This is a genomic window from Haliscomenobacter sp. (genome assembly GCF_033763495.1).
GTDB lineage: Bacteria > Bacteroidota > Bacteroidia > Chitinophagales > Saprospiraceae > Haliscomenobacter.
The window spans coordinates 1-25,638 of record NZ_JANRKL010000097.1 but is presented as its reverse complement, the minus strand read 5'-3'; the positions used below and the strand labels follow the sequence as shown (position 1 = coordinate 25,638).

Annotated in this window: 21 protein-coding genes; 12 read left to right on the top strand and 9 right to left on the bottom strand. The window is 47.8% G+C overall.

What is annotated here, in order from left to right; all coding sequences use genetic code 11:
- Positions 1 to 153: 153 nt before the first annotated feature.
- Both SFV55_RS10360 and SFV55_RS10355 read right to left on the bottom strand, forming a co-directional pair.
- Positions 154 to 384 carry a helix-turn-helix transcriptional regulator gene (locus SFV55_RS10360; RefSeq protein ID WP_320029425.1) on the bottom strand — a complete coding sequence of 77 codons (231 nt, stop codon included), beginning with the start codon at positions 382 to 384 and terminating at the stop codon, positions 154 to 156.
- Positions 385 to 387: 3 nt separating this feature from the next.
- A complete protein-coding gene (locus SFV55_RS10355) occupies positions 388 to 918 on the bottom strand; it encodes a DUF2975 domain-containing protein (protein ID WP_320029424.1) in 531 nt (176 codons plus the stop codon).
- Between the two features lie 290 nt (positions 919 to 1,208).
- Here SFV55_RS10355 and SFV55_RS10350 point away from each other — a divergent pair, with 290 nt between their 5' ends.
- From SFV55_RS10350 to SFV55_RS10335, 4 genes are all read left to right on the top strand, one after another.
- Positions 1,209 to 1,751, top strand: coding sequence for a DinB family protein (locus tag SFV55_RS10350; RefSeq protein WP_320029423.1), 543 nt, complete (start codon positions 1,209 to 1,211; stop codon positions 1,749 to 1,751).
- Positions 1,752 to 1,800: 49 nt separating this feature from the next.
- A complete protein-coding gene (locus tag SFV55_RS10345; RefSeq protein WP_320029422.1) occupies positions 1,801 to 3,177 on the top strand; it encodes a glycoside hydrolase family 27 protein in 1,377 nt (458 codons plus the stop codon).
- A 169-nt stretch (positions 3,178 to 3,346) separates the two neighbouring features.
- Positions 3,347 to 4,453 (top strand): hypothetical protein, encoded by a 1,107-nt coding sequence (locus tag SFV55_RS10340; protein WP_320029421.1) that lies wholly within the window; start codon positions 3,347 to 3,349, stop codon positions 4,451 to 4,453.
- Positions 4,454 to 4,478: 25 nt separating this feature from the next.
- Positions 4,479 to 5,555 carry a hypothetical protein gene (locus tag SFV55_RS10335; protein ID WP_320029420.1) on the top strand — a complete coding sequence of 359 codons (1,077 nt, stop codon included), beginning with the start codon at positions 4,479 to 4,481 and terminating at the stop codon, positions 5,553 to 5,555.
- Positions 5,556 to 5,615: 60 nt separating this feature from the next.
- On the opposite strand, the gene SFV55_RS10330 is transcribed toward SFV55_RS10335, so the two are convergent.
- Positions 5,616 to 6,506, bottom strand: coding sequence for a winged helix-turn-helix domain-containing protein (locus tag SFV55_RS10330; RefSeq protein ID WP_320029419.1), 891 nt, complete (start codon positions 6,504 to 6,506; stop codon positions 5,616 to 5,618).
- A 168-nt stretch (positions 6,507 to 6,674) separates the two neighbouring features.
- On the opposite strand from SFV55_RS10330, the gene SFV55_RS10325 reads away from it, so the two are divergent.
- On the top strand, positions 6,675 to 7,817 hold the full coding sequence (locus SFV55_RS10325; RefSeq protein ID WP_320029418.1) for a two-component regulator propeller domain-containing protein: 1,143 nt from the start codon (positions 6,675 to 6,677) through the stop codon (positions 7,815 to 7,817).
- Between the two features lie 102 nt (positions 7,818 to 7,919).
- Positions 7,920 to 10,274, top strand: a complete 2,355-nt coding sequence (locus tag SFV55_RS10320) for a hypothetical protein (protein ID WP_320029417.1) — start codon at positions 7,920 to 7,922, stop codon at positions 10,272 to 10,274.
- 90 nt (positions 10,275 to 10,364) lie between these two features.
- On the opposite strand, the gene SFV55_RS10315 is transcribed toward SFV55_RS10320, so the two are convergent.
- On the bottom strand, positions 10,365 to 10,799 hold the full coding sequence (locus SFV55_RS10315) for a Fur family transcriptional regulator (protein WP_320029416.1): 435 nt from the start codon (positions 10,797 to 10,799) through the stop codon (positions 10,365 to 10,367).
- A gap of 173 nt (positions 10,800 to 10,972) precedes the next feature.
- Between SFV55_RS10315 and SFV55_RS10310 the strand changes: the two genes are divergently transcribed.
- Positions 10,973 to 11,380, top strand: a complete 408-nt coding sequence (locus SFV55_RS10310) for a hypothetical protein (protein WP_320029415.1) — start codon at positions 10,973 to 10,975, stop codon at positions 11,378 to 11,380.
- Between the two features lie 119 nt (positions 11,381 to 11,499).
- Here SFV55_RS10310 and SFV55_RS10305 read toward each other — a convergent pair whose 3' ends face one another.
- The gene (locus SFV55_RS10305; RefSeq protein ID WP_320029414.1) at positions 11,500 to 12,270 is read right to left on the bottom strand and encodes a Uma2 family endonuclease; all 771 of its coding nucleotides are present in this window, start codon (positions 12,268 to 12,270) and stop codon (positions 11,500 to 11,502) included.
- A gap of 165 nt (positions 12,271 to 12,435) precedes the next feature.
- On the opposite strand from SFV55_RS10305, the gene SFV55_RS10300 reads away from it, so the two are divergent.
- Positions 12,436 to 14,766, top strand: a complete 2,331-nt coding sequence (locus tag SFV55_RS10300) for a TonB-dependent receptor (protein WP_320029413.1) — start codon at positions 12,436 to 12,438, stop codon at positions 14,764 to 14,766.
- 19 nt (positions 14,767 to 14,785) lie between these two features.
- A complete protein-coding gene (locus SFV55_RS10295) occupies positions 14,786 to 15,325 on the top strand; it encodes a hypothetical protein (RefSeq protein WP_320029412.1) in 540 nt (179 codons plus the stop codon).
- Positions 15,326 to 15,457: 132 nt separating this feature from the next.
- Here SFV55_RS10295 and SFV55_RS10290 read toward each other — a convergent pair whose 3' ends face one another.
- The 3 genes from SFV55_RS10290 to SFV55_RS10280 form a co-directional block, all read right to left on the bottom strand.
- The gene (locus SFV55_RS10290; protein WP_320029411.1) at positions 15,458 to 16,261 is read right to left on the bottom strand and encodes a TerC family protein; all 804 of its coding nucleotides are present in this window, start codon (positions 16,259 to 16,261) and stop codon (positions 15,458 to 15,460) included.
- Positions 16,262 to 16,402: 141 nt separating this feature from the next.
- Entirely contained in the window at positions 16,403 to 17,524 is a 1,122-nt protein-coding gene (locus tag SFV55_RS10285; protein WP_320029410.1) for a glycoside hydrolase family 26 protein, read from the bottom strand.
- Between the two features lie 30 nt (positions 17,525 to 17,554).
- Entirely contained in the window at positions 17,555 to 18,580 is a 1,026-nt protein-coding gene (locus tag SFV55_RS10280; RefSeq protein WP_320029409.1) for a cyanophycinase, read from the bottom strand.
- A gap of 66 nt (positions 18,581 to 18,646) precedes the next feature.
- On the opposite strand from SFV55_RS10280, the gene SFV55_RS10275 reads away from it, so the two are divergent.
- Positions 18,647 to 19,468 carry an SH3 domain-containing protein gene (locus tag SFV55_RS10275; RefSeq protein WP_320029408.1) on the top strand — a complete coding sequence of 274 codons (822 nt, stop codon included), beginning with the start codon at positions 18,647 to 18,649 and terminating at the stop codon, positions 19,466 to 19,468.
- 76 nt (positions 19,469 to 19,544) lie between these two features.
- Here SFV55_RS10275 and SFV55_RS10270 read toward each other — a convergent pair whose 3' ends face one another.
- Positions 19,545 to 20,384 carry a metallophosphoesterase gene (locus tag SFV55_RS10270; protein ID WP_320029407.1) on the bottom strand — a complete coding sequence of 280 codons (840 nt, stop codon included), beginning with the start codon at positions 20,382 to 20,384 and terminating at the stop codon, positions 19,545 to 19,547.
- 146 nt (positions 20,385 to 20,530) lie between these two features.
- Here SFV55_RS10270 and SFV55_RS10265 point away from each other — a divergent pair, with 146 nt between their 5' ends.
- Complete coding sequence (locus tag SFV55_RS10265) at positions 20,531 to 23,284, top strand: alkaline phosphatase family protein (RefSeq protein WP_320029406.1); 2,754 nt, start codon at positions 20,531 to 20,533, stop codon at positions 23,282 to 23,284.
- Between the two features lie 10 nt (positions 23,285 to 23,294).
- Positions 23,295 to 25,556, top strand: a complete 2,262-nt coding sequence (locus tag SFV55_RS10260; RefSeq protein ID WP_320029405.1) for a TonB-dependent receptor — start codon at positions 23,295 to 23,297, stop codon at positions 25,554 to 25,556.
- Positions 25,557 to 25,638: the final 82 nt, after the last annotated feature.

Sequence of the window (25,638 nt, the reverse complement as noted above, 5' to 3'; positions counted from 1 at the left end):
AAGAACACCAAGAAAAGCACAAAGGGCACAAAGATGAGACGTTGACAAGGGTTATCATAAAAAATGAGCGGCAATGAAACCAAAATTTGAGCGCATCGCTTTGTCAACATCCCACCTTTGTGCCCTTTGTGCTTTTCTTTGTGCCCTTTGTGCTCATTTATTATTTGTGATGCCCTGCTCCTCATCCACAAACTCCAAAATATCCCCCGGCTGGCAATTTAACGCCTTACAAATAGCCTCCAAAGTACTGAAGCGCACCGCTTTGGCCTTGCCCGTTTTTAAAATAGAGAGATTGGCGATGGTAATGTCTACCTTTTCGGCCAACTCCTGAAGTTGCATTTTGCGGCGCGCCAACATCACATCCAGGTTCACAATGATCGGCATGGTTTATACGGTTAGTTCGTTTTCCTCTTTGAGTTCAATGCCCCGTTTGAAAATTTGAGCGACAATGTACACAATGGCAGCAAACAACAAAAACTCGTCGCCAACACCAAGGTCACCCAATTGCTCTCCAGTGGTTTTTTCCAACCATTTCAAATAGCCCATTCCCACGATGTTGACGAGCCAGATGCCGAGTAGCTCAAAGGCAATTTTTTCCAATCTTTTGGCTATGTCCCTTGAAAAGGGTGTTTGGAGTCTCAATTTTGACAACAATTGAATGACCAGATACCACACATGAGCCTTAAAGGCGGATAAAAACACCAGCACCGACATGGCATTGGCAAAATAAGAGCTATTGTACTTCAGCAGTTTAAACAGCAGCGGGTTGGCCTCGTAGAGCTTGTCTCCTAGCTCCGGATTGATAAACCCAACGACCAGCGCAACTGTCTGAGCCCCAGCTTTTATGGCATACCCAACGAAGGCCAACCAGGCTACAATTTTCAAAAAAGTGAGAATTTGTTCTGTCCGTATTTTCATCTTTACTGTTTTTGACAAAGCAAATATCGGCAAATATTTATTGATAAACAATAATTTTTTACCTTAAAGAGATAAAATTTAGATAAAACCTCCTTTCCACTTCGACGAATACTTCCAATCTACCTACCTCCATTATTTGAACGGGTTTAATTGTACTTGCACTTTTTATGTTTTACCTTACCTTGATAATTAAATGTAGGGTTGTGATGCTCAAAAAACTTCTTTTTTCATGCTTCATGCTGAGCTTGATTTTGAGCGCAAAGGCGCAGGAATCTCAGGCAATCTGGACAATGGCAGACCGCCAACTGTTGTTGAACGGGCTAAAAAACACCCAATCCGCAGTTCAGAAAGAAGTGGAGGCTTTAAATAAAAAACAACTACATTTTAAACCAGCAAGCGACCAATGGTCAGTAGCGGAAGTGCTTGAACACATTGGGGTATATGATGAGCTTTTGTATTGGGATCTCCTCAATAACCAATATACCGACGAACGACCAGACCTGCTTGCGAAGGTAAAAGGGATAGATTCAGTGATGACCGCTTATGCTTCTGATCCCAATAAGGGCCAATCTCCCCTTGCTGCACAACCCTTGGGGCGGTTTCAAACCAAAGCCGAACTCCTTGATTTTTTCAACCGTTTTCGCAACGAAGTCATCAAACTGGTTCAGGAAACCAAAGCGGACTTCAGGCTCCATTTCATCTTCAGGCCACCAGATTGGGGTGTTTGGCATGTCCGGGACCTGCATCAGTACACCCTACTTTGGATTGCACATACCGAAAGACATTTGAACCAGATCAAAAGAATTAAAGCGAATCCGCAGTTTCCGAACTAAGCCCTATCTTTGATCAAAATCGACTAGCGCATTCTTTAATCTGGATAAAATGACCATCTTGAAATCCGTCACCTTTGTATGCCTGATCGCCATCCTGGCTGTATCTACTGCTCATGCCCAAAACACGACTTTTAAACCTGGAGAATTCAAAACTTGGGCTCTGACTCCCCCCCTGGGTTGGAACAGCTGGGATTGTTATGGCCCCACCGTAGAGGAACACGAAGTACAAGCCAATGCCGATTACATGGCCAAAAACCTGAAAAAATACGGTTGGGAATACGTTGTGGTGGACATTCGTTGGTTTGTAGAAAACGACAAAGCGGGTGGCTACAACCAAAAAGACCCTCGCTACGTGCTAGACGAATACGGCCGGTACCAGCCCGCAGTCAATCGTTTTCCATCCGCCAAAAACGGGCAAGGCTTCAAAGAATTGGCGGCTTATGTGCACAAAAAAGGCCTAAAATTTGGCATCCACATCATGCGGGGTATCCCCAAAGTGGCCGTCAACAAAAAACTACCCATCGCGGGCACCAACGGAATCACCGCCGATCAGATTTACTCTACCGAAAATCTCTGCAAGTGGTTGAGCGACAATTACACAGTCGACGCCAAGAAACCCGGTGCACAGGAATACTACAACTCCATTTTTAAACTCTATGCCGAATGGGGCGTCGATTTTATCAAAATTGACGACCTCTCTGCCCCCATCTACCACCAGGACGAGATTGAGCTAATCCGCAATGCCATCGATGCTTGTGGCCGCAAAATTGTACTCAGCACCTCCCCCGGCGAAACACCATTCAATGCTGCTGATCACGTGAGCAACCACGCCAACATGTGGCGCATGGTCAACGACGTGTGGGACACCTGGCGGCACATTACCCACCTTATGGAGCTTAGCAAACAATGGTATCCCTACATCAAACCAGGGACCTGGCCCGATTGTGACATGATCCCTCTGGGTCGCCTCTCCATCCGGGGTGAAGTGGGCAAAGACCGCATGACACGGCTGACTAAGGACGAGCAATACACCCTGATGACTTTTTTCAGCATCTTCCGCTCACCCTTGATTTTTGGTGGGGATTTGCCCAGCAACGATGCCTTTACCCTCTCTTTGTTGACCAATAAAGAGGTCCTGAAAATGCACCGTGAGAGCGGCGGGGTGCGCCTGTTGTATCAGCAAGCTGGCAAAACGGCGATTACTTCCAAAAACAGCAAAACTGGCGAAACGTACCTGGCTTTGTTCAATACCTCTGAAACCCCGGGGCTGGAGCTCAAAGTGGAACTGGCGGATCTCGATTTGTTGGGCAAGGTCAAAGTCACCGACTTGTGGAGTGGGGAAAAATTGGGGGTGAAAGCGGGGACTTTTGCGCAGAGCTTGGGGGCTCATGCCTGTGGCTTGTATAAATTGAGTTTGGGGAAATAATTCACCCACCCCCAAGCATCGATTATTCCCCACCAGCTACAGCCCAAACACCCTTACTTGTAGAATCTCCATTTTTTGTTAAAACATTGATACTATCTTAGTTATTTAAGCACAGGTACGTTGACACCAAATATCCATTCCAATACCTAACTTTTTAAACGCATCAGAAATGAAAAAAATCACTCTTCTTGTTGCCGTAGGCGTGCTGGGCATGCTCTTTATCTCCAGTACTTACCAAAAAAACGAAAACAAATACAATTTCACCACGGGTACACCGGAAGTAAAGTCGATTGCCGCTTTGGCTTTTGGCCCCGATGGAGTCTTGTTCATTGGTGATTCACAGAGCTCAACCGTGTTTGCGGTAGAAACCAAAGACACCAAAAAAGCAGCCAGCGCCCAGTACGAGGTCAAGAACATCGATGTAAAAATTGCCGAAGCACTGGGAACCACCAAAGAGAATGTTTCCATCATTGATATGGCCATTAACCCGGTTTCCAAAAAACTGTACATAGCTGTAAAAAGCGCTGATGGCACTCCGGTGTTGCTCAGCCTAGGTGCCAACAACGAGCTCAAAGCCGTTTCCCTCACGAATGTAAACTTCTCATCCACCGCCGTCAACAACCCTCCCGACGAAACCAAAAAAGACCGTCAAGGCAGACCATTGAGCCTGATGTCCATTTCGGATATGGGTTTTGAGGAAGGTAAGTTGTTGATTAGTGGCTTGTGCAACAAGGAATTCAGCTCTTCTCTCCGCAGCATCAATTTCCCATTTACGGGCAAAGCCGAGGAAGAAGCGACCCTGGAATTGTACCATGCCAACCACGGCCGTTTTGAAACCACTTCCCCCGTGCGCACCTTTTCCACCACTACCATTGAAGGCAAAAAATACGTAGTGGCCAGTTATACCTGCACACCGCTGGTGCTTTTCCCAATGGATGAGCTGAAGCCAGGCGCACACGTCAAAGGCAGAACCATTGCCGAAATGGGCAACCGGAATACCCCAAGCGATATGATTTGGCTGAAAGATGGTAATCAAAGCTTCCTGGTTATGGCCAACGACAACCGTCCAGCGGTTAAGGTAAGCCACGAGGAAATTGCAAAATTCCAGGGCACTTTGACCGAAAAAGTAGAAGGAACCGCTGGCACCAATTTCATCCGTTTACCACATGAAAAAGTGATGCAATTGGCTAAATTGGATGAAAGCAGAGCCGTAGTCATTCAAAAGAAAACCAATGGCGACATTGATCTTTGGACTTCCGATGGCAAAAACATCTAAGAGAACTACCATAAAAAAAGCCGGGTTGCAGCTGATCTGCAGCCTGGCCTTTTTTTCCCTGCTTGCCCTAAGTGCTTGCCAAAAGCAAGAAGAGAGCATAGAACTGGTGTGGAACGACCAGCGGGCAACTGGCATTTCCATTCCCAGGCAACTCATCCACAATTTTTCGGCTGCCACCACCGATCCTTCAATCAAAGTAGTCCTGGCAAATGGCAACAAGCGGGCCATTTTGGGCAAGTTCTCTGCTGATCATTCCGCACTTTTGTTTGAACCCTTGATCCCATTTACGCCAGGACTTACTTACCACATCCTGCAAAACGATCAGCTCATTGGGCAAGTACTTGTCCCTTTCAACAAAAACGAAAAAGCACCCGAATTGCTGGCGATTTACCCCCAGCTCGATACTTTACCTGAAAATTTACTCAAGTTTTACGTCCACTTTTCAAAACCCATGCGCAGCGGTGAGTCTTTACAATTCATTCATTTATTAGGCGAAAAAGGGGATACGCTCCGCAATGTTTTTTTGAACCTACAGCCTGAGTTATGGGATACCAGCAGCAGCGTCCTCACCCTCTGGCTCGACCCCGGCCGGATCAAACGGGGCCTAACCCTAAATCGCGCCCTGGGCAATCCACTAAAAATGGGTGAAACCTATCATCTGTTAGTTTCATCTACCTGGAAAGGACAAAACGGACTCAAGCTAGCCCAAACCTACCGCAAAACCTTTGTAGCTGGGAAGCGCGACGACCTGGCACCGAACCTCAAACAATGGCAATTGCAAGTCCCCCGTGCCAGCACGACTACCCCTCTGGTGATCAAAACCGGGGAAACCCTGGATCATTATTTATTGAGTGAGTCCATCGGTATCGTCGATCAAAACAACAGCCTGATAAAAGGGAAAATAAGCCTGGATAAAAAAGACCAGCAAGTGCTTTTTGTGCCCGCCCAGCCCTGGAAAGCCCAGCTTTACCGCCTTCAAGTTGATGCCCGCCTGGAAGACCTATCCGGGAACAACCTCAACCGCGTTTTTGACCGGGATATTACTAAATCGAAAAATAGAAACAAGTCTTATTATGAGCTTGAATTTGAGGTAAAGCCTTAGTGCTCTTTATAACTTCGGTGTTCCTTCTGTGCCTTAAGTTTCTTAGGTGGTGAAAAAAACCTATCCCAGTTCACCCCTCCCCGTTTCCAAGCGGTACCCCAATCCATGCACCGCCACAATCCCCACCGAAGGATCAATCACCAGTTTTTTCCGCAACCTCGACACAAACATGTCCACACTCCGTCCCACCAAAACGCCCTCATCAGCCCAAACCTCCTGAAGGATAAAATCCCGTTCAAGTACCTGATTAGGGCTACTGGCAAAAAGCCGGAGCAATTTTGTTTCCCGGAAGGTTAAAGTCTGGCGGGCCTCCCCACAACTGAGTATTTGAGCGGCCACATCGAGTCGGGAATTGCCAAAAAGCAGTGCTTCACTTTCATTGACCGCATTTGGGGAAGTTTGTACTGGTTTTTGCCGCCCTAAAAACCAAATGCTGGCCAATCCACCCAAGGCCAGCAAAATCAGGGCACCTTTATTCAGCCACCATGCTTTGCCCTCGTTTTCCAAAAAGCTGATTTCAATAAAATGGCAACCTGTGGGCATCTCCCTTCCCATACAGGGCACGGTATCTTTGCGCACATCACTCTGGTGATAACCCAAATCGATGATGGCCGACACACAGCGGCGCAAGGCTACATCATAAGCTTGATGAATGCCATAGAGGTCGAGCGAGGCCTGAAGCGTAGCAGGAAGTTCTTCGTACCGAAAGGGCTGTTCCAAACGCACCCGCCACACATTGGTACCTACCTGCTCAATGGCGGGTATGCGGCTGGTTTGGTCGCCTGATTGGCGCAACAGGCGGTCGGCGGTACGGCGCAAGGCCAGATTGACTTTTTCAGGCGACAAACCTTTGGGGGCCTCAACCGATGCAGCCGAAAGCAGCCAAACCAACAGGGGCAAAGCCAATACGGGCACTACCCACAGATTTTTGAAATGACGGATAGAAAACATGCCTCAAAAATAATGCTTTTCTCAAACCCTCGTGCAAATAAAATGTAGGCATACTCTTTGATTTTCAATGGCTTTACAATTTTGTTACATCCTTTTACACGTATTTCTTAACCAGCTTGAGAGAAGGGAATACATTTACCGCTGCTTAAAAAATAAAATCACTGACGCATGAAGCCATCTTTTTTTTGCCAACAAATCACCCTGCTGTTTTTATCTCTGTTGGTCTCATCCTGCCATGGACAAACTAAAAGTAGCCCTTCCAAGAAGGGAAGTGCTGAACCCAACCCGGTTTCAATCTGGCAAAAAAACCAGAGCACACTCACCGTTGATCCGTATTTTGTCGAAACCAAAACAATCAATGCCCCCTTTGGCCCCCAAAGCATCACCCGCAATATGGTGCAGGATAAAAAAGGGAACTTATGGCTCGCCTCCTGGGAGGGCATCATTCGCTACGATGGGAAAACCTTCACCAATTTTACCAACAAGGATAATTTGCGGCGTTTTCATGTGTTTTCGGCTTTTGAAGACCGACAGGGAAACCTCTGGTTTGGGACCATTCGCGCTGGTGTGTACCGCTACAATGGCAAATCGTTTACCCTTTTTACGACAAGGGATGGGCTAGCTGATGACCTGGTCGGTTGCATTGCGGAGGATAAACGTGGAAACATCTGGTTTGGCACAGCTGCTGGGGTAAGTTATTTTGATGGAAAAAAATTCCACAATTTTACCACCAAGGAAGGCCTGATCGACAATGATGTCAATTCGATCATCGAAGATAGCAGTGGGAACATTTGGATTGGTACCCGGGGAGGAGTTTGCTATTACAACCCTTCGGCTTACTTCGACTCCGCTCAGCACAAGTCGCTCAAGGCAGGAGGAAAAACCTTTACAGCTGTAAACAAGCAAGCGAGTGTGCCATTCAACAATGTTCGTTCGATCATTGAAGACAAAGCGGGGAACATTTGGGTTGGTGGCCAGGATGGGCTATACCGCTACGATGGCAAAAATTTCACCCAGTTCAGCAAGGATTTTATTGGTTTTCTTTACGAAGATAAAAAGGGGAGCATCTGGTTCAGTGCAGGTACACCGCAGCCTCGCAATATGGTGCTGTATCGCTACGACCCTTCGGCTTCGCTCAGGGCAGGGGGCAGGTCCGGGCCCCGTTTAGGCGATCCCTATTTTAACAAAATCATCGTGGGGGATGGGCAAATTTTTGGCATTTTGGAGGATCAGCAAGGAAACATTTGGTTCGGTACAGAAGTTGGGGTATGCCGTTATGATGGAAAAACTTTTAAATATTTTAAGTCATAATTGCAAGATGGTCGGGAATTTGCCTATTAACTAATTTATAAGTCAAACAACTAAAAACAACGTCTTGAGTCAACTTTTTTCTTATCTTGCCACAAAAAAAACATGCTCCGCCCGACCATCTATTGCATGCTGTTCCTCCTGAGCTCCACTCAATTTGGCTTCGCTCAGGTCAAAAAAGGTTTCAAGTATTTGGCCAAATCCAACTATGCTGCTGCACGCACGGCCTTTACCAAACACGCAGCCCATCCCGTTTATGCGCCTTTGGCCCAATACGGCCTGATCAAAATCGAATTTCAGGAAAAAGAGCCCGAGTTGGCCAGCATCTACAAAATGGCAGAAGCCCTATACCGGGATGCCGCACGCTGGGAACAACTCAACCCCAAGGGCCGCAAAAAACTCCTCAAAAAATTCCAGTTCGACACTTTGAATATCAAATCTTTGCGCATTGAATTGGAGCACAAAGCCCTCAATCACTACCACGACAGCAGCGGCATCCTCAACTTTGAAAAACACCTGGCCGTATTTATAGACACCCCCTCCGTAGCCATTTTTCAACAACGGGAAGACTTACGGGCACGCATGGTCAGTTGGCACCTTCGCTCCCTGCGGACGGCCAACTACGCCCTTTTGGATGCCTTGTACAACCATCATCACGACCTTTTGGCCCAGCGAGGTAGTCGCTACCCCGACCACGTCTATTCCTTGATTCTCGATGCTTTTGTCAAAGAACATACCTACCGCAATTTGGGCACCTTTGTCAAGGAGCAGCCCGGGCATTGGTTTTCTGAAGCTTGCTGGTCCAAGGAAGCTGTTGAAGTTTTGCGGCAAGACAGTATCCAACTTGCGCTCAATTACCTGCGTACCTACCCTTATTTCATTCTCGATGACTGGATAGACCTGCACATCGAGCGCCTCAGCAACGGAGGTATGCTGCTCGACAGCATCGATTACGCGCCTACGGAATGGGCACAGTTGGCCGAATTGCGCCTGGGCTGGGAGCTAACCAAACAACTGCGTACCGGAAAGCGCCTGCCTACCTATGATGCCGATCTATTGCGCTACCTGAACCTAACGGCTCCCTCCAAACGGGGCTACGACCTTTTCCGCATGGCCCTGAACTCCTATCAGCGCCGGGGCGTGTGGGACAAAGCCATTCAGCTTTTACAAACGGCGCGTCCCCTCTATCCTGATGTCTCACTACCTGACTGCGACAAACAATATGCTTTTTACATTTCCAAAAATGCGTGGTTCAAAACTGCTATGGAGCTTTTCCAGCGCCCAGCAGATGGGTTTAGTATTGAGTTGCTGCCGAGTTTGAGCCAGGCTGGGCGAGAGGAATTGGCCCCAGTTTTTGCGCCCGATGGACAGAGTCTTTACCTGGCCTTAGCCAATGGCAGCACGGGTCTTGATGTGTTCATTTGCCATTACGATTCGCTAAATGGCCTCTGGTCTGCACCGCAGAAAGTAGAAATCTTGAGCACCGAGCGCGACGATCTGCCTTACAGCATCACCCGCGACGGGCGCGAGTTTTTGCTGGCTCAGGGTGGAAAATTGATGATGAGTACCTTTGGTGCAGCAGATTGGCAAAAACCTTTTGGCTTGCCGCTTACTGTCAATGAATTCCCCTGGGTGGGGCGGGCTACCTTGTCGCCAGATGGACGCTGTTTGGTCTTTGAAGGTTCTGGTAATAAAAAACAGGTACATGAGCAAGAGCCTCCTCATATTCACCTTTACCGCATGTTCAAAGGTGAGAGCCGCTTCGGCTGGAGCAATCCTAAGGCCATATCGACCTTGGCAGCGGAAGGAGGAGAAGAACGTTTTCCCTGCTTTGGACCGGATAGCAATTTGTATTTTATTGCCGATCGTTGGCCAAGTTTAGGCCAGGGAGATGTCTTTTTTAGCAAACCTTTGGATGGAAATAGCGATGCAGAAATGATGGCTAAAGCTGGAATATCTACCGACTTGAGCAAGCTGCCCAAATCAGATTACACCAGCTGGACGGTTCCTCAAAACCTCGGCAAAGAAGTCAATACCCTGGGTGATGAAAAGCACTGGCTGAGCATTGCACCAGACAATAGCCGGGCTTTTTTCAGCACCACCGAACTATCGAAAAACGATGAATCTGAGTTGTACAGTATGGCCTTACCCAGTATTTGTAAAGCCGAAAAACGAAAAATTCTATTACTCCCACTTGGGAACATCGGGCAAAATTTGACGGGTTTTAAACGGAGGGAAATGATCTTAAAAGTGGTGGATGCGAGTACTGATCAGTTGATTGCCGAAATAAGGCCGCAGGGAGAGCTCCGTTTTATCCTTAATCTTCCGGTCAGGGTGGCAAAAATCAAATACCAAGTGATAGAGTCAAGCAAAAATCCAGTGGCTTTGACGCAATGGGGCGAGCATGTGATTGGAACAGCTTCGCTGCAAAATTTGCCTGCGCCATTGTTATCACAATAATTGGAATAAAATCAACTGAGGTGTTCCTTAAGTGCCTTTAGTTACTTAGGTGGTGAAAAAAGACGCTTTAGGAACACTTAAAAAAAAGGCCTATTGGCACACATCGCAGCGCCCCCGGATCACCAAATGGGTCTCCGACACCGCAAATCCAACTGGCGGCGTAATCACTGGCGCAGCAATTTCCTCCACACAAATGGTCTTCCCACAATTGTCACAATGAAAATGAGCGTGATGGTCGTGGTGAGTCCCCTGGCCGCAATCGTGTTGGCACAAGGCGTATTTTTGTTTATCGGTACCGTCCATCGCCTTGTGGATCAGGCCCTGTTCTTCAAAAGTGCGCAAGGTGCGGTACAGGGTAATCCGGTCGACTTTGCCCAATTCCTGCTCCAGATCGTTTTGGGATAGTGCTTGTGCCCGCGACATAAACAAATCCAGCACCTTCACGCGCATATCGGTGAGGCGCAATCGATGAGATTTTAACAAATGTTGAGCGTTGCTGGCCACTTTTTTGGTATTTGGATGCAAAGTTACGGTTGTTTTTGAATGGCTGGGGAATTTTGTTGCTGTTGTTGGTTAGAAATTCTTCTTCTTCCGGGCTGATTAAAACGATCCGCAACATTGATCAATATCATGGCTCGATCCGCAGAAGCCTACTACTTTCAAGTTACATTTCATTAGCTCACCTAAATCAATATTACATGAAAAAAGTCCTCACCTCGGGCCTGGTAGCCAGTTTGGTATTGTTGGCATTTGCTTTTTTATGCCTGCGACTGATGCCAGTTTTGCTGCTCTCGGTCACTTTTGAATATTTCAATCCGGTATTTGTCAACGATCCTTTCCGCAATGCATTTTATTTTTTGCACCCAATCGTACTGGCTTTTGCCCTAGCCTGGTTTTGGAACCGCTTTAAGGACATTTTTGTGGGCAACCTGCTGGCCCGAGGCCTGGAATTTGGGTTTGTGTACCTCATCATTGCTACCCTGCCCATCATGGTGTTGTTGTTCAGCGCCATTGATGTATCGCTGACGGTAATTGGCACCTGGTTGCTGTATGGCTTTTTGCAGGGAACTATCGCTGGTTTGATTTTTGCCAGGATGCATGTTTAGGTAAAGACGCACGGCCGTGCGTCTTTGTATATGTGGACCCTCATGCTGGTACCAAACCAAGAGACGCACGGCCGTGCGTCTCTACATTGCAGCAGAGCGTTTCTTTCCAAGTGGTAGTTTTAAAGGTTATCAGGATCAATGCCTAAACTGCGGAGTTTTTCGGCAAGTTTTTCGGCTTTGAGCTGAGCTTCTTCTTTTTTTACATTGGCTTCTCTTATGTCGAGTTCCATTTCCTTTATCTTCAATGCTGCTTCTTTTACCTGTAATTGTGAAATTTGATATTTTAATCCCAATTCATCGTAAGATAAAAATGCTGTTCCATCACGGTGAAAAAGTCGAAAATTGAAACCGTCCCATGCCATGGAAATACCTAGCGGTCCACTTTTCCAACTGGTAAAGCCATGTACAATGATATCTATCCAGTGTTCATCAGGAGTGCTACGAGAATAAGCTTCAAGTGTATTTTTATGCGGATCATAAACGTAGTATTCCAAAACGCCGTAATGTTCATAAAATTCAAACTTTCGAATCATTTCAGCCAATCGATTTCCTGGTGAAACAATTTCAAATACCACTTGAGGAGCAATATTCTCTTCCTCAAACTGCTTATATGAACCTCTGTACCCCTTAGGTCTACCCATTGCAACCATTACATCTGGTGCTTGCCTAATTTTATTGTCTCCTTCTTTGGGGTACCACAATAGGTCTCCTGCTACAAAAACATTTGGGTCATTGATAAATTCAAGCTCTAAACCTAATTTAATCAATGTAATCCATTCAAACTGAAGTGTATTTTCCGACATAGGTTTCCCGTCGTTATCAGGGTAAAAAACTTCAGCTTCCTGAAGTTTTTCTGCTTCAATCTGCTGCTTTTCTAGTATCGGTTGCATAAACAACGAATTTGTGTTAAAAATACAAACAAAACACAAAAAATAATTGAAATTAAAATGAAAACTACAACTAAAGTTTCAAAAAATCAACTCAAAAAATAAACACCCCAAAATGAAACATTGTTGCAAAAAGATTTTATCTTTGTTCTGGCTTTGAGTAAACGTATGGAAAAAAGATGGACATCCTTTTGGGCAGTACTATGGCTAGGTCTGGGTTTATCCACCCAGTTACTGGGTCAAGATTGTAATTTGAGTCTACGCGGTCAGGTGCTGAATGCCGACACCGGCTTACCCATGCCTTATGCGGGCATCATCATCAAGGAAACCCAGCAGGGGGTCCAAAGTGATGAGCATGGCCATTACCAAATCGAACGGATTTGCCCAGGAGAATACACCATCGTATGTAGCCATCTTGGCTGCGACCACGCCGAGCAAAAACTCGCACTCCAGCGCAATGCCGTACTCGACATTGCCATGAAAGAAAACGCAGTCACCCTGGAAAACCTGGTCGTGACGGGCAGCAGCAACAAAAAAGCGGGCACCCAAACCAGTTCCGAACTCAGTGGGGTGGAGCTAGACGCCGGGCGCGGCATGGGTCTGGGCGAAAGCCTCAAACGCCTCAGCGGGGTCAGCACTCTCAACACAGGCGCAACCATCAGCAAACCTGTCATTCAGGGCTTGCACAGCAACCGCATCCTGATTTTCAACAACGGCGTCCGCCTGGAAGGCCAACAATGGGGTAACGAACACGCCCCCGAAGTTGACCCCTTCACTGCCGAGCGCATCACCGTAGTAAAGGGCGCGGCCAGTGTACGCTACGGAGCGGATGCTCTGGGCGGCATCATCCTGCTCGAACCCAAACCCGTACGGCAAACGCCAGGAATTGGCGGTGAGGCCCACCTGCAAGGTTACAGCAATGGCCATGGAGGCATTGCTTCGGGTATGCTCGAAGGCAGGCTCGCCAAGCTCCCCTTGAGTGGCCGCATTCAGGGTACGCTCAAACGGGCTGGCAACTTACAAACCCCCAATTATTACCTCAACAACACCGGGGTAAGTGAATCCAATTTTTCCTGGAGTGGCAAATTCCAGCCAGAACATTGGGTAGTAGAAACTTTCTATTCCCGCTTTTTTACCCAATTGGGCATCTTACGGGACTCACATATCGGCAACTTAACCGACTTAAACAATGCCATTGAACGTGGCAGACCCCTGCAAGACGGAGCCTTCAGTTATGACCTGGGTCGCCCGCTGCAAAAGGTCATGCACGAAACTTTTCGGGTCAAACTGGCGCACGCACTCTCGGAAACCGACAAACTTTCTTTGCAAGTGAGTCGTCAGTTCAATCGCCGCCAGGAGTACGACGCGCACCGCCGCTTCAACCCCTTGCCCGAAACCTTGGATGACCCCAGCATTGAATTCGAAATCACCACCTGGGCGGCAGAACTGAACTGGGACCACCGCTTGGGCCGCAATTGGCGAGGTGCCTTGGGTACCAATGCCCAATCGCAAGTCAATACGGTAGACCGCGGCGCCTTGATCCCCAATTTTGACAACTTTGATTGGGGTTTGTACTGGACCGAGCGCCGCTTCAAATATGGCAGCCCCTGGGAATATGAGTTTGGCCTGCGCTACGATTTGCGCCACTTACATGTAGCTGAACAAGGTACCAACAACCTAGATGAAGACCGCAATTTTCAAAACTGGTCGGCGTCGCTGGGACTGGTTTATGCCTTGAATGAAGATTGGAAGTTGCGCTTCAATACGGGTTCGGCCTGGCGTTCACCGCTAGTGAATGAACTGTACAGCAACGGCGTACACCACGGCTCGGCCAGTTATGAAGCAGGGAATCCCGACTTGCGGGCCGAAAGAGGGTTCAACAACAGCCTGACCCTGGAGGGCAGTCGCAATAATCGTTGGATGATGGCCCTGACCGGCTATTACAACCTGATCAACAATTTCATCTACCTGCAACCCCGGAGCGAAGCCCAACTGACCATCCGGGGCGCATTCCCGGCTTTCGACTACAATCAGGCTGATGCGCGGATCATGGGCATCGATTGGACGGGGGATTTCAGCCTTTACAAAACTTTACACCTGGAATCCAAAGCTTCCCTGTTGAGTGGCTGGAACCGGGAACTGGAGGACTTCCTCATTTATATGCCCCCACTGCGGTTTGAACAGGGTTTGAAATGGGGTTTTAATGAAAAAAAACAGGCTGATCATCCTTCATTTGTGCGCATCGCTGCCCTATGGGTGCTGCAACAAAAACAGGCTCCTGCTACTGATTATGCGCCACCCCCGGCAGGGTTTGTTCGCTTGGATGCAGAATTGTTCCATACTTTGATGTGGGGCAGACAAAGGTTGGAGTTCGGAATTTCAGTATCCAATTTACTCAATACCGAGTATCGGGAGTATTTGAACCGCTTCCGTTACTTTACTGCGGAACCAGGTCGCAACCTGAGTTTGCGGATAAAAGTGCCTTTCAATTTCACTTGACAATAAAATCTTAAAAACCATGAAAATCAATGCTTTAAAATTGCCACTCCTGGCAATGCTGGTACTCCCATTCCTGAGCTGTGAAAAAGACGATGACAATGGTCCCGACAATGAACAAGAATTGATCACCACCATTGCTTTGAAATTCACTGGCGGAGGCCAAACTGTGACCTTCTCTGCCGTGGATAAAGATGGAGATGGAGGTTCTGCCCCCGTTATTCAAGACGTAGTGTTGAAACCAAATACCGATTACACCCTTTCCGTTTCTTTCCTTGATGAATCCAAAACACCCAGTGAAGACATCACCACCGAGGTCAAGGCAGAAAGCAACGACCACCTGGTGTGTTTTGCGGTAACGGGTTCCATGGTGTCACCACAAACCAGCGATAAAGATACCGCAGGCAAAACCCTTGGCCTTGAAAGCGCTTTCAAAACGGGCGCAGCAGGAACAGGTACCCTCAAGGTTACCCTCAAACACGAAGCGGATAAAAGCAACGCCAATGCGTGTGGTACCGGGGAAACCGATGCCGAGGCTATTTTTAATGTAAAAGTGCAATAAGAGGCGATAAAAAAATAAGTGCTCATTTTGCCCCAATGCTAAGAATCAGAGCCTTTAGAGTGCTCTGTTTTTTCATACTTACTCAGGTAATATTAGCTGGGGGTAGCGTTTTGGGCTACCCCCTTTTAATTTTCACAGCTTATTCATCAAACCATCCTCTACCGCCTCTTCACCTAATCCATGTAACTGGATGGGTTTTTCCCGTTTTTTGCGCATCCGCATATTGATCAATTCAATGACTAAAGAGAAGGCCATGGCAAAATACAGGTACCCTTTGTCGAATTTTTGATGAAAGCCTTCGGCAACCAGGAGCGTCCCGATCATGATCAAAAACCCAAGTGCCAGTACCTGTAAGGAAGGGTGTTTGTTGACAAAATTACTGATACGCCCAGCAAAGGCCAGCATCACTGCCATAGAAATGATCACCGCCATAACCATCACGGAAACTTCCTTGACCAAACCCACCGCTGTCAGGATAGAATCAAAGGAAAAAACCATATCGACCAAAATGATTTGAACAATCACCCCGCTCAAATTGGCCCGACCTTTGATATCATGCTCCTTGGTATCGACCTCGAGTTTGTGGAACATTTCATTGGTACTTTTGGCAATCAAAAACGCTCCCCCCAGCATTAGAATCAGGTCTTTTACACTGATGCCCAGCGCATGACCGGTCTTATCTTGCAAAAAGCCAATGTGAAAGATTGGCTTGGTCAAAGTAATGATCCAGGTAATGGTAAACAAGAGCCCCAGGCGAAAGAGGAGTGCCAGAATTAAGCCCCAATTGCGTGCCTTTGGCCGTTCAGCTACCGGGAGTTTGTTGGAAATGATCGAGATGAAGATCACATTGTCGATGCCCAGTACAATTTCCAATGCGGTTAAAGTAAGCAGGCTAATCCAGAATTCAGGCTGGGCCATACTGGCGAAAAGGTCCATAGTCATTTTTTGGTTGAAGGGGTGAAATATCCGTTCAACGTTTTTATGGGAACGCAGTTCGCCAAAAGATCAGGAATTTGGTATAAGGGGGGTTGGCACCAGCAGAAAGGGAACAGTGGGATTTTACACTGCCACATTAGGCTACTTTTTAAAAAAATTCAACGCAGCGGTTTTGCGCTCTAATAAGATGTTAAAAGAGTTCACAAAATCCAAAAAATCCTGGGCTGAGGGCTGGCTTGGGTAAGGGGCATAATAGTGATCGGGGCGTCCATTGCGCCAAACCAGTACATAGGCCAAATCCGAACCTTGAACAATTGGGGCCACTATATTCGTCCACCAGTTGGGGATGGTCACCTGTTCCAGGCCGGTTTCTGTAATGGCAGTGATTTTTTTGTGCTCTTTACCCATTTCTTTTAACCAAGTGACCATTTGGCGGGTATCCTTTACAAACTGTTCATTGCTAGATGGGGCATTGCGATGATAGATGTCGAAGCCAATCAGGTCAGCATAGCGGTCGCCCGGGTAACGTTCGAGGTAATGTTCCGGAGAGTTGAATCGATCAGTGGAGTAGGCATAAATCAGGTTGTGCACCTTTTCTTTTTTGCGCAAATACTTTACGGTCATACGCCAGAACTGCTGGTATTCCTCGGGGCTGCAATGATCGGCACCCCACCAAAACCAGGAGCCGGTATGCTCATGGTAAGGGCGAAAGATCAGAGGAACCAATTCGCCCGATTGTGGGTCGCGTAATGATTGGACAAAGCGAGCAACTTTACCTAGCCAAACTTGGTAATTTTTGAGCGCAGTTTTATCGGACAGGATACGAGGAATCGTGAATTCTACTTTATCCCAGGTTGTTTTATTGGGGTCGATCGGGTTATTGAGGTGCCAACTGAGGGTAGAAATACCTCCTCGCTGGTGTTGTTCAATGATGCGCTGGCGCATTAACTCAAAAGGAACTCCGTCAAGATTGTTGGTACTATCCAATTCAAGGTGGCCTAAGTCCCAACCTGCCACCGCCGGATGCTCGCCAGTGATTGTTTTGATGTCTGAACGGCCAGGTTCACCCGTCCAGCGGCTTCCATCAGGATTGAGGCCGTAAGCTAGCCCATCCTGATGGCCAAACAGGATGCCACGGCCTTGCAATTGTTGTAAACTCGTGTATAGTTGTTTGGTTAATGGCGTCGCTTTTTTATCAATTTGCGCCATTATCCCGCAAGGAATCAAGCACAAGAGTAGGAAGAAGGTATTTTTTGCTTTCATGAAATGTAATTGGATAGCCATGACCTTGAATTAATACAGTACCCCGTTATTCACGTAATAAAAATAGGAATTTCCACCACTAAAGGTCCAGTTCGTGGCATTAAAATAACCATTCCCAGTTGCATTCCCTTGAATTTTGTACACTTTTACCGCCTGACCATGGTGATTCCAAGTCAATGGGCTACCATTTACGCAGGTTTTAGGCCCTCGTTTGTCGTTTTTCAAAAAATAGACATGGTTGGTGCCGTATACCTTGCCCCTCCCATCTTGGTCGATGCACAGTGCCGTTTTTTCATCTATACCTATCCCTAAGATCTTTTTATGTTTAAAATCTTGCATAAGCCTTGCCATAAAGGCAATGTGACGCCCTTGGCGCTCACGCTGGGTATAATGAGAATCCGTAATGACATTTTCAAGCAAAGGGATATTCAGGAAATCATCATGCCCCAAAGCGACTTTTTCATGATAGGGATTTCCCAGCGCTTCCTTGCTGGTCACACCACCCAATTGTGCGCTAAAATAGGCGGAGCCTAAAACTGCCAGACCAGCACTGGTGCCTCCAACCGGAGCCCCTTTGGTGTTCAACAAATAATTGATCGCATCCTCCGTAGGGGAATTTTTCCAATAATTCACGTAATTCCACTGGTCGCCGCCAGCGATGAAAAGTGCCTCAGCAGCACGGATTTTTGCAACTATGCTATCATTTTCTGCCTTCGCCCGACTATCAATGATGATGCTTTCCACTGAATTAACAGGCACCATATCAAACATATATTGGTTGTAACCATCTGCGCCAGAGGAGCGAATAACCACCACATCACCTCCGCCGCTGCGGGTCAAAAACCAGGCAATGGCTTCTTTGACATCGGTGCTGCCACCCATAAGCAAAAGGCCAGGAGTGGTTTTCGACTGCACATCTTCGGCACTGCCTGTAAGGTAACACTTTACTGTTTGGCTTAGGCTCAGTGAATCTTGTTGGGCAAATGCCAGTTGCATCGTTATTAAAATCAATCCAATGGAGTGCAGTAGGTTTTTTATTTTTAGCATCGTTTTCATTTAAGGTCAACAATTTATACACCTTATTGGATAGTCTATACGTTTCTTGGAGATAAAACTTTATCCATGTACAGAACGCTTACTCTTTTGTGCTTGATCTTCAGTTTGGGCACTACCCTATCCGCCCAGGATATCGAAACCCACGAGTATTTCCAAATCGAAACCAACAAAACGGCCTACGCTTTTGGCGACAACATCAACGTCCGGGATGCACCCAACACTACGGGTAAAGTGGTGACTCAAATCAAGGCAGGTACAATCTTGAAAATTCTGGATGTAGCCGGGGATAAACTGGCGCTCAAAGGCGTCGAAGTGCCCTGGGTGAAGGTGCAGTTTTTACAAAATGGAAAAAGCCAGCAGGGCTACATTTGGTCGGGTTTATTGGCTCTGGATCGGGTAACAAGGGACGGTTTTGAGTTTTTATTGGGTCTGACCCGGATAGAAAATGGGGTATACTACCAGGAAGTTCGCATTGTCAAACAAGGAACACTGTTGGCCACAAAAGAGTACAAAAGTAATGCTGAAGATGGCCATGAATTCGGTTTTGAGGTGCTTGGAAACAAAGGGGTTCCAAACATAACCAACGTTATCCGGGTGTACAATTATATGCCAGCTTGTTTACACTGGACGGGGTTTAGCGTTTTTTTATGGGATGGCAAAACCCTTGCTTATATGGGGTTTGAAGGAGGTACAATGAATGTTGGCGAAAGCTGGGATGAAATTGAATTCATTTTCCCTGAGGATAAAGGTGGGAGCGGGAGTGATGGGCTAATTTTCAAAAGAGTACTTTCCGGTAAAGGGGATTATATTGGCAATAGTGTAGAAACCATTACTAAAACGGTCTGGGCTTGGGATGGCAAACAATTGGTGCATAAAAAAGATGAATGAGCCTCTCTTTTTGTAGACTAGCCCTGAGAGGGCGGCATAACATCAAGAAAGGGTACAGCCCTTTCGAAGCGGACAACTACCCTCTCTTCAACGTAAACACCGTGATCTCCGGCCTCACCATAAACCGTACCTGCCACAAATGTCCCAGTGCCCGATTGATATACAGCCGCCGTCCATCTTCCAGGTCGATTTCGCCGGAAGTGTATCGCTTGTTCTTTACAGGCAACATGGGAGGAGTCAGGAATGGAGCCTTACATTGCCCACCATGGGTATGGCCCGATAAAATCCAGCCCTGGTAGCCATTCCAAACTTCTAAGTCGCACACATCGGGGTTGTGGCACAACAGTACATTGGCTTGCTTAGATTGGTAATGCCTCATCACTTTGTTAGGATGAAAATTGGTGGCCCAATAATCGTCAAAACCAATAAAATTGAGTCCTTCGATAGTGGCTTGAGCATTTCGCAGCACTTGAATCCCCGCTTGTCCCAGCAATTGTACTACTCTTGCGGCCACCTCATTTTGTGCCCAATCTATACCGTAATCGTGGTTGCCCAAAATACCGATGGTGCCCAGTTTACCTTTGACCGCGTGGCGAAGTACCTCCTCCAGTTGTTCGAACTGCTGCTCGTCTTTGTAGCTGATGTAATCCCCCGTGTACACCACAAAATCAGGCTCAAAACGCCGCGCTTTTTCAAAGGAATTGATGATGAAATGCCAGTCGAATCGATTGCCAACGTGCATGTCGCTGATTTGCATCAGGGTCAACCCTTCCAACTCAGCAGGTAAATGTTGGATGGGTAAATCCCTTTTTACAAATTCCAACCAAAACGGTTCAATTTGCCAGGTATACAAGCCAGTAAGGGCACCGAGGCCAGTTAATCGGGCTAATCCTTTGAGGAAGGTTCTTCTTTTCATCGGGTGCTGGGAATGTTTTTTTAGAAAACGAACATATTCCAACATTCTTGTTAACCCAACATCACCCCAACATCAATTTTTTCCTCACCTCACCTCCCCTACCCCAAAACCCCTTAACTTCACGCTGAATAAAACCATTCAGCGTCATGTTCAAATACTCATCTACCCTGAGCTACCTGTTTCTTGTGCTCGTCATTACTGCCTGTGCCCCTAAAACGCCCTGGATTGCCCAGGCACCCGCCGGAGACCAATACTGCCAAATCAATGCAGCAGGCGAAAGCATCATCCCCAATGGCCGCATCATCAGGCCTGCCGGTAAAAGTGTACTCACTGCTCCTCACCCTTACGGCCTGGTACTCTCACCCGATGGAAAGGTAGCCGTAACTGCCAACTCTGGCAATGCCCCTTTCTCCATCAGCGTCATCCGCAATTTTGACGGCAGTGGCCAACCCACGGTCCGCCAAATCCCTGAAGGAGCCAACAACCAGGAAGGTATCCTGGAATCCGTATTTATGGGCCTTGCCATTACGCCCGACAACCGTCACGTTTTTGTAGCCGGTGGCCAGTCCAACAAAATTTTCAAATTCGACCTACAAACCGGAAAAAAAATTGACTCCCTCAAATGTGGAGTTATTGATGGGGAGCGCGACTATACCCATGGTTACATCGGCGACATGATTTTGTCCAAAGATGGCACCCGCTTGTATGCAGTGGACCAAATCGGCTTCCGCCTCCTGGTCATCGATCCTCAAAATTTGAAACTTCTGCACAACATCCCTACGGGCCGCTATCCTTTTGGCATTACCTTGTCCCCCGATGGCCGTAGCCTCTACGTAGCCAATGTGGGTATTTTTGAATACAAACCGCTGAAAAACCTCGATCCTAAAGACCTCAAAGGCACCGCTGCTGAATTTCCCACCTCTGGGTTCAACACCCCTGAGATGCGGGACGGCTACAAAAAAGGCAAACTGGACGTGCCTGGATTGGGTGACCCCAATACTCCCGAAGGGTTTTCGGTATGGAAATACAATTTAGACGAACGCCCCAGCGTCAGCAAAAAAATCAAGACCGGATTTCTGGTTGGCGATTTGGTGGATGGTGTGCCTGCTGTTGGTGGGGCCAGCCCCAACTCCCTGGTGGCTTCCGATCGCTACGTCTTTGTCTCTAATGGCAACAACGACTGTATCTCAGTCATCGACTTCGTCAAAGATACCGTGGTCAAAAACATCTTCCTGAAACCCGATGCACGTTTGGGTGGTTTCCGGGGGGTCATCCCTTTTGGATTAGCACTTTCACCCGATCGCAAGCAACTCTTTGTAGCTGAGTCTGGCGTCAATGCAGTTGGCGTGATTGATGCAGAAAAACTGGAAGTTCTGGGACACATCCCCACGGGTTGGTTCCCATCCAAGGTAGCGGTTACCCCTGATGGTAAAAAACTCCTGGTCACTTCTGCCAAAGGATACGGCAGCGGCCCCAATGGAGGCAAAAACTGGAAGGATGGCCCCGAAGGCCACTATGTAGGTGGTTTGATGAAAGGCTTGTTCAGCGTCATTGACATGCCCAATGCCGAACAACTCAAAGCCCACACTGCGGAAGTAGTTCGCCAAAATTACAGTTTTACTTCCGCCAGCGATCCACAATTTAGCTGGCGCAAAAACAACCCAGTGCCCCTTTTTCCTGGCCAAAAAGAAAGCCCGATCAAGTACATCGTCTTCATCTCCAAAGAAAATCGAACCTTCGACGAAGTTTTTGGCCAAATCAAAGGAGCAAAAGGAGATGCAAGCATGGCGCGTTATGGTGCGAACCAAAAGGTAGTCAATCGCAGGAAAACCGATAGCGTGTTGAACGCCACCATCATGGTAAATCACCTGGCCTTGGCCGAACGCTTTGCCATCAGCGATAATTTTTACGTCGATTCAGACCACTCTGCCGATGGCCATCGCTGGCTGGTCAACACCTATCCCAACGAATGGGTCGAAACCGGAACCACCGCTGCTTATGGCGGAAAACGCAGCATGCGGGCCAACAGCAAAGCCCCAGGCAACCTCTTGCTTTACGGTGCATCCGGCGCCATTTATCCTGAAGATTACAACGAAGCAGGCTCCATGTGGGATCACCTGGAACGCAACAAAAAGGATTTTTTCAACTTTGGCTTCGGCGTAGAACTGGCGGCAGGTATCGACGATTCTACCATGAAGTACTTGGGCTTGAAATACCTGGTCAACTACCCCATCCCCGGGCCATTGTACGATCGTTCCTCCCGCAAGTACGCTACCTACAATATGGCCATCCCCGACCAGTTTCGGGCGAAAACATTCATGGAAGAGTTCAATGAAAAATACACTGGAGCTGGAAAAACCATGCCCCAGGTGCTCACCATCATCCTGCCCAACGACCACGGAGCTGGTGAACGCGCCAATGCCGGATATCCCTACCGAGCCAGCTACATGGCCGACAACGATTTGGCCCTGGGCCGGGTGGTCGAGTTTTTGTCCAGCACCCCTTATTGGAAAAACATGGCCATCGTGGTCACTGAGGATGATGCCCAAGATGGTCAGGATCACGTTGACGCACACCGCAGCATCCTGATGGTGATTTCTCCTTATGCACAAAAAAACCACGTGGGGCACCAGCATTACAGTTTTGGCAGTATTTTTAAAACCTTCTGGAACATCCTGGGGATTCCGTACCTGAATCAATACGATGCAGCAGCAAGTGATTTGGCGGATTTATTCAGCAATCAGCCTGATTTCACACCCTACAAGGCCTTCCCGGTTAACCCCAAAATTTTTGATCCACAAAAAGCCTTGACGCCAATGGACGCCAAATTCGATTGGAAGGCGGTCATCGAGTCGCCCAAATTGGACAATGTGGAAGATTTTTTGAAAAAACAAGAATAACATCAACAGCATGAACAAGCAGTTTTTCACCATCCTATTCCTTTTGTTACAAGCTCCACTTTGGGCCCAAAACATTCAGGGTGTAGTGCTTGACGCAAAAACCAAAGCGCCACTCTCTGGTACCAACCTCTGGCTCAAGGGCACCCAACGAGGCACTGCCAGCAATGCCCAGGGTCACTTTAGCCTATACGCGCCAGCACAAGAGGGCACTTACACTCTTTTGGTTTCCATGCTAGGATACGCTGAACAAGAACGGGAATTGTCCCTCCAGGGCACTGATCTCAACTTGGATACTTTATTCCTCCAGGCTGAAGCAACCCTGATCCAAAGCAATATCGTAATTACAGCCCAGCGCAGCCTGAATCAGGCTTTTGCTGCTTCGGAGGCCATTAGTGTACTCAAGGCTAGTGACATCATCCACAATGGCTCGCGCAGTACCCCCGAAGCCCTGATGGGTTTGACAGGCGTTTTTGTGCAAAAAACCAACCACGGCGGTGGCTCCCCATTTGTACGTGGGCTCACGGGCAACCAAACCCTACTGCTCATGGACGGCCTACGGCTCAACAACTCCATTTACCGCTTTGGTCCCAACCAGTATTTCAACACCATTGACGTCTTCAGTGTGGAACAAATTGAGGTGGTGCGTGGTGCAGGTTCGGTGTTGTATGGCAGCGACGCCATGGGTGGTGCCATCCAGGTCTTGACGGCCACACCTCAGTTTTCTGCCGAAGGATGGCAGTTTGGTGGCCGTCTGCTGGGGCGTTACCTGGATCGGGACATGGAACAAACCGTACATGCTGAAATAAAAGCTGCGAACAAAAAAGTAGCTTTTCGAGCAGGAACTAGTCTACGCAATTTTGGCGACCATTATGCTGGACAAGGTCTTGGTAAAGAAGGTCCCTCCAGTTACCGGGAGCGCGCCGCTGATGCCAAAGCGGTTTTTAAACTAAGTAATCGCGCCAAATTTACCCTGGCCTACAATGGCCTTTTCCAATCCGAAGTAGAACGTTACGACCAGTACGTCACAGGTGCCAAGCTGGCCCAATTTGAGCCTCAAACCCGCCAAATGGCTTATGGGCGCCTGGCCTGGGAAGGACAATCCCCCTGGCTGCAAAACCTGACTTTGACCGCTTCCTGGCAATTTGCTGAAGAAGGCCGCATTTTCCAGCGCAACAACACCGTTACCCGCAGCAATGAACTGGATGAAATCCGCACCCTTGGTTATGTGCTGGAATGGCATGCACAACCCTTGTCTTTTTGGAAAATTACCTCGGGGTTGGAGTTGTACGATGACAAAGTGACCAGTGGCGGCACCAATACCAATACTGAAACGGGGGCTATCACCCCACGTCGAGGCCTTTACCCAGCCGGTACCAATGCCACCAATACAGCAGCTTTCACTGCCCATCAATTGAACTGGAATGCCTGGACATTGAATCTGGGGCTGCGCTACAATCAGGTAAGGCTAGCCATTAAAGACGCTACCTTCGGCGACACCGAGATCACTCCTGACGCCTTGGTGGCGCATGCTCTTTTGCGGTATCAAGCCGGTCAAAATCACGCCATTTCCGGCGGGGTTTATTCTGGTTTCCGCGCACCCAACATCAACGACATGACCAGTTTTGGACGTTTTGATTTTGGGATCGAGGTGCCGAGTTATGACCTTTCCCCGGAAAAAACCACTACCTACGAGTTGAATTACAAGTACAGTTCCAACAAGTTTCAGGCGAACGTGGCTGGATTTTATACAGCCCTGACGGACCTGGTGACGCGGGTGCGCAGCACTTTTGAAGGGTCGCCCACCTATGAAGGTAGCGATGTGTACAAAAAAGAAAACGCAGCAGCGTCATTCATTCGCGGCACTGAAGTAGATTTTGCCTGGGCACTGAGTAAGGTTTTTAACCTTCAGGGCAGTTTAACTTATGCCTTCGGCCAAAATACCACCGCCAATGAACCGATGCGCCGCATTCCACCGCTCAATGGTCGGCTTGGTTTAAAATTTCAGCCACACAAACAGTGGTTCAACAGCATCGAGTGGCTATACGCCAGCAAGCAAGATCGTTTGGCCGGTGGAGACAAGTCCGATCCGCGCATCCCTAAGGGTGGAACACCGGGTTGGAATGTGCTGAATTTGCGCAGTGCTTATCAGTTCAAACAGGTGGAACTCCAGGCTGGACTCAACAACTTGCTCAATGAGGCTTACCGCACGCATGGCTCGGGGATTGATGGCGTGGGTAGAAGTGTGTGGGTAGGATTGGATTGGAAATTTTGACCTTCTTAAGTTTTGATTATTAAGCAATTAATTATTTTTTTAGTTAAGAATTAAGAGTACATGAGTTTTGAGTTTAGAAGTG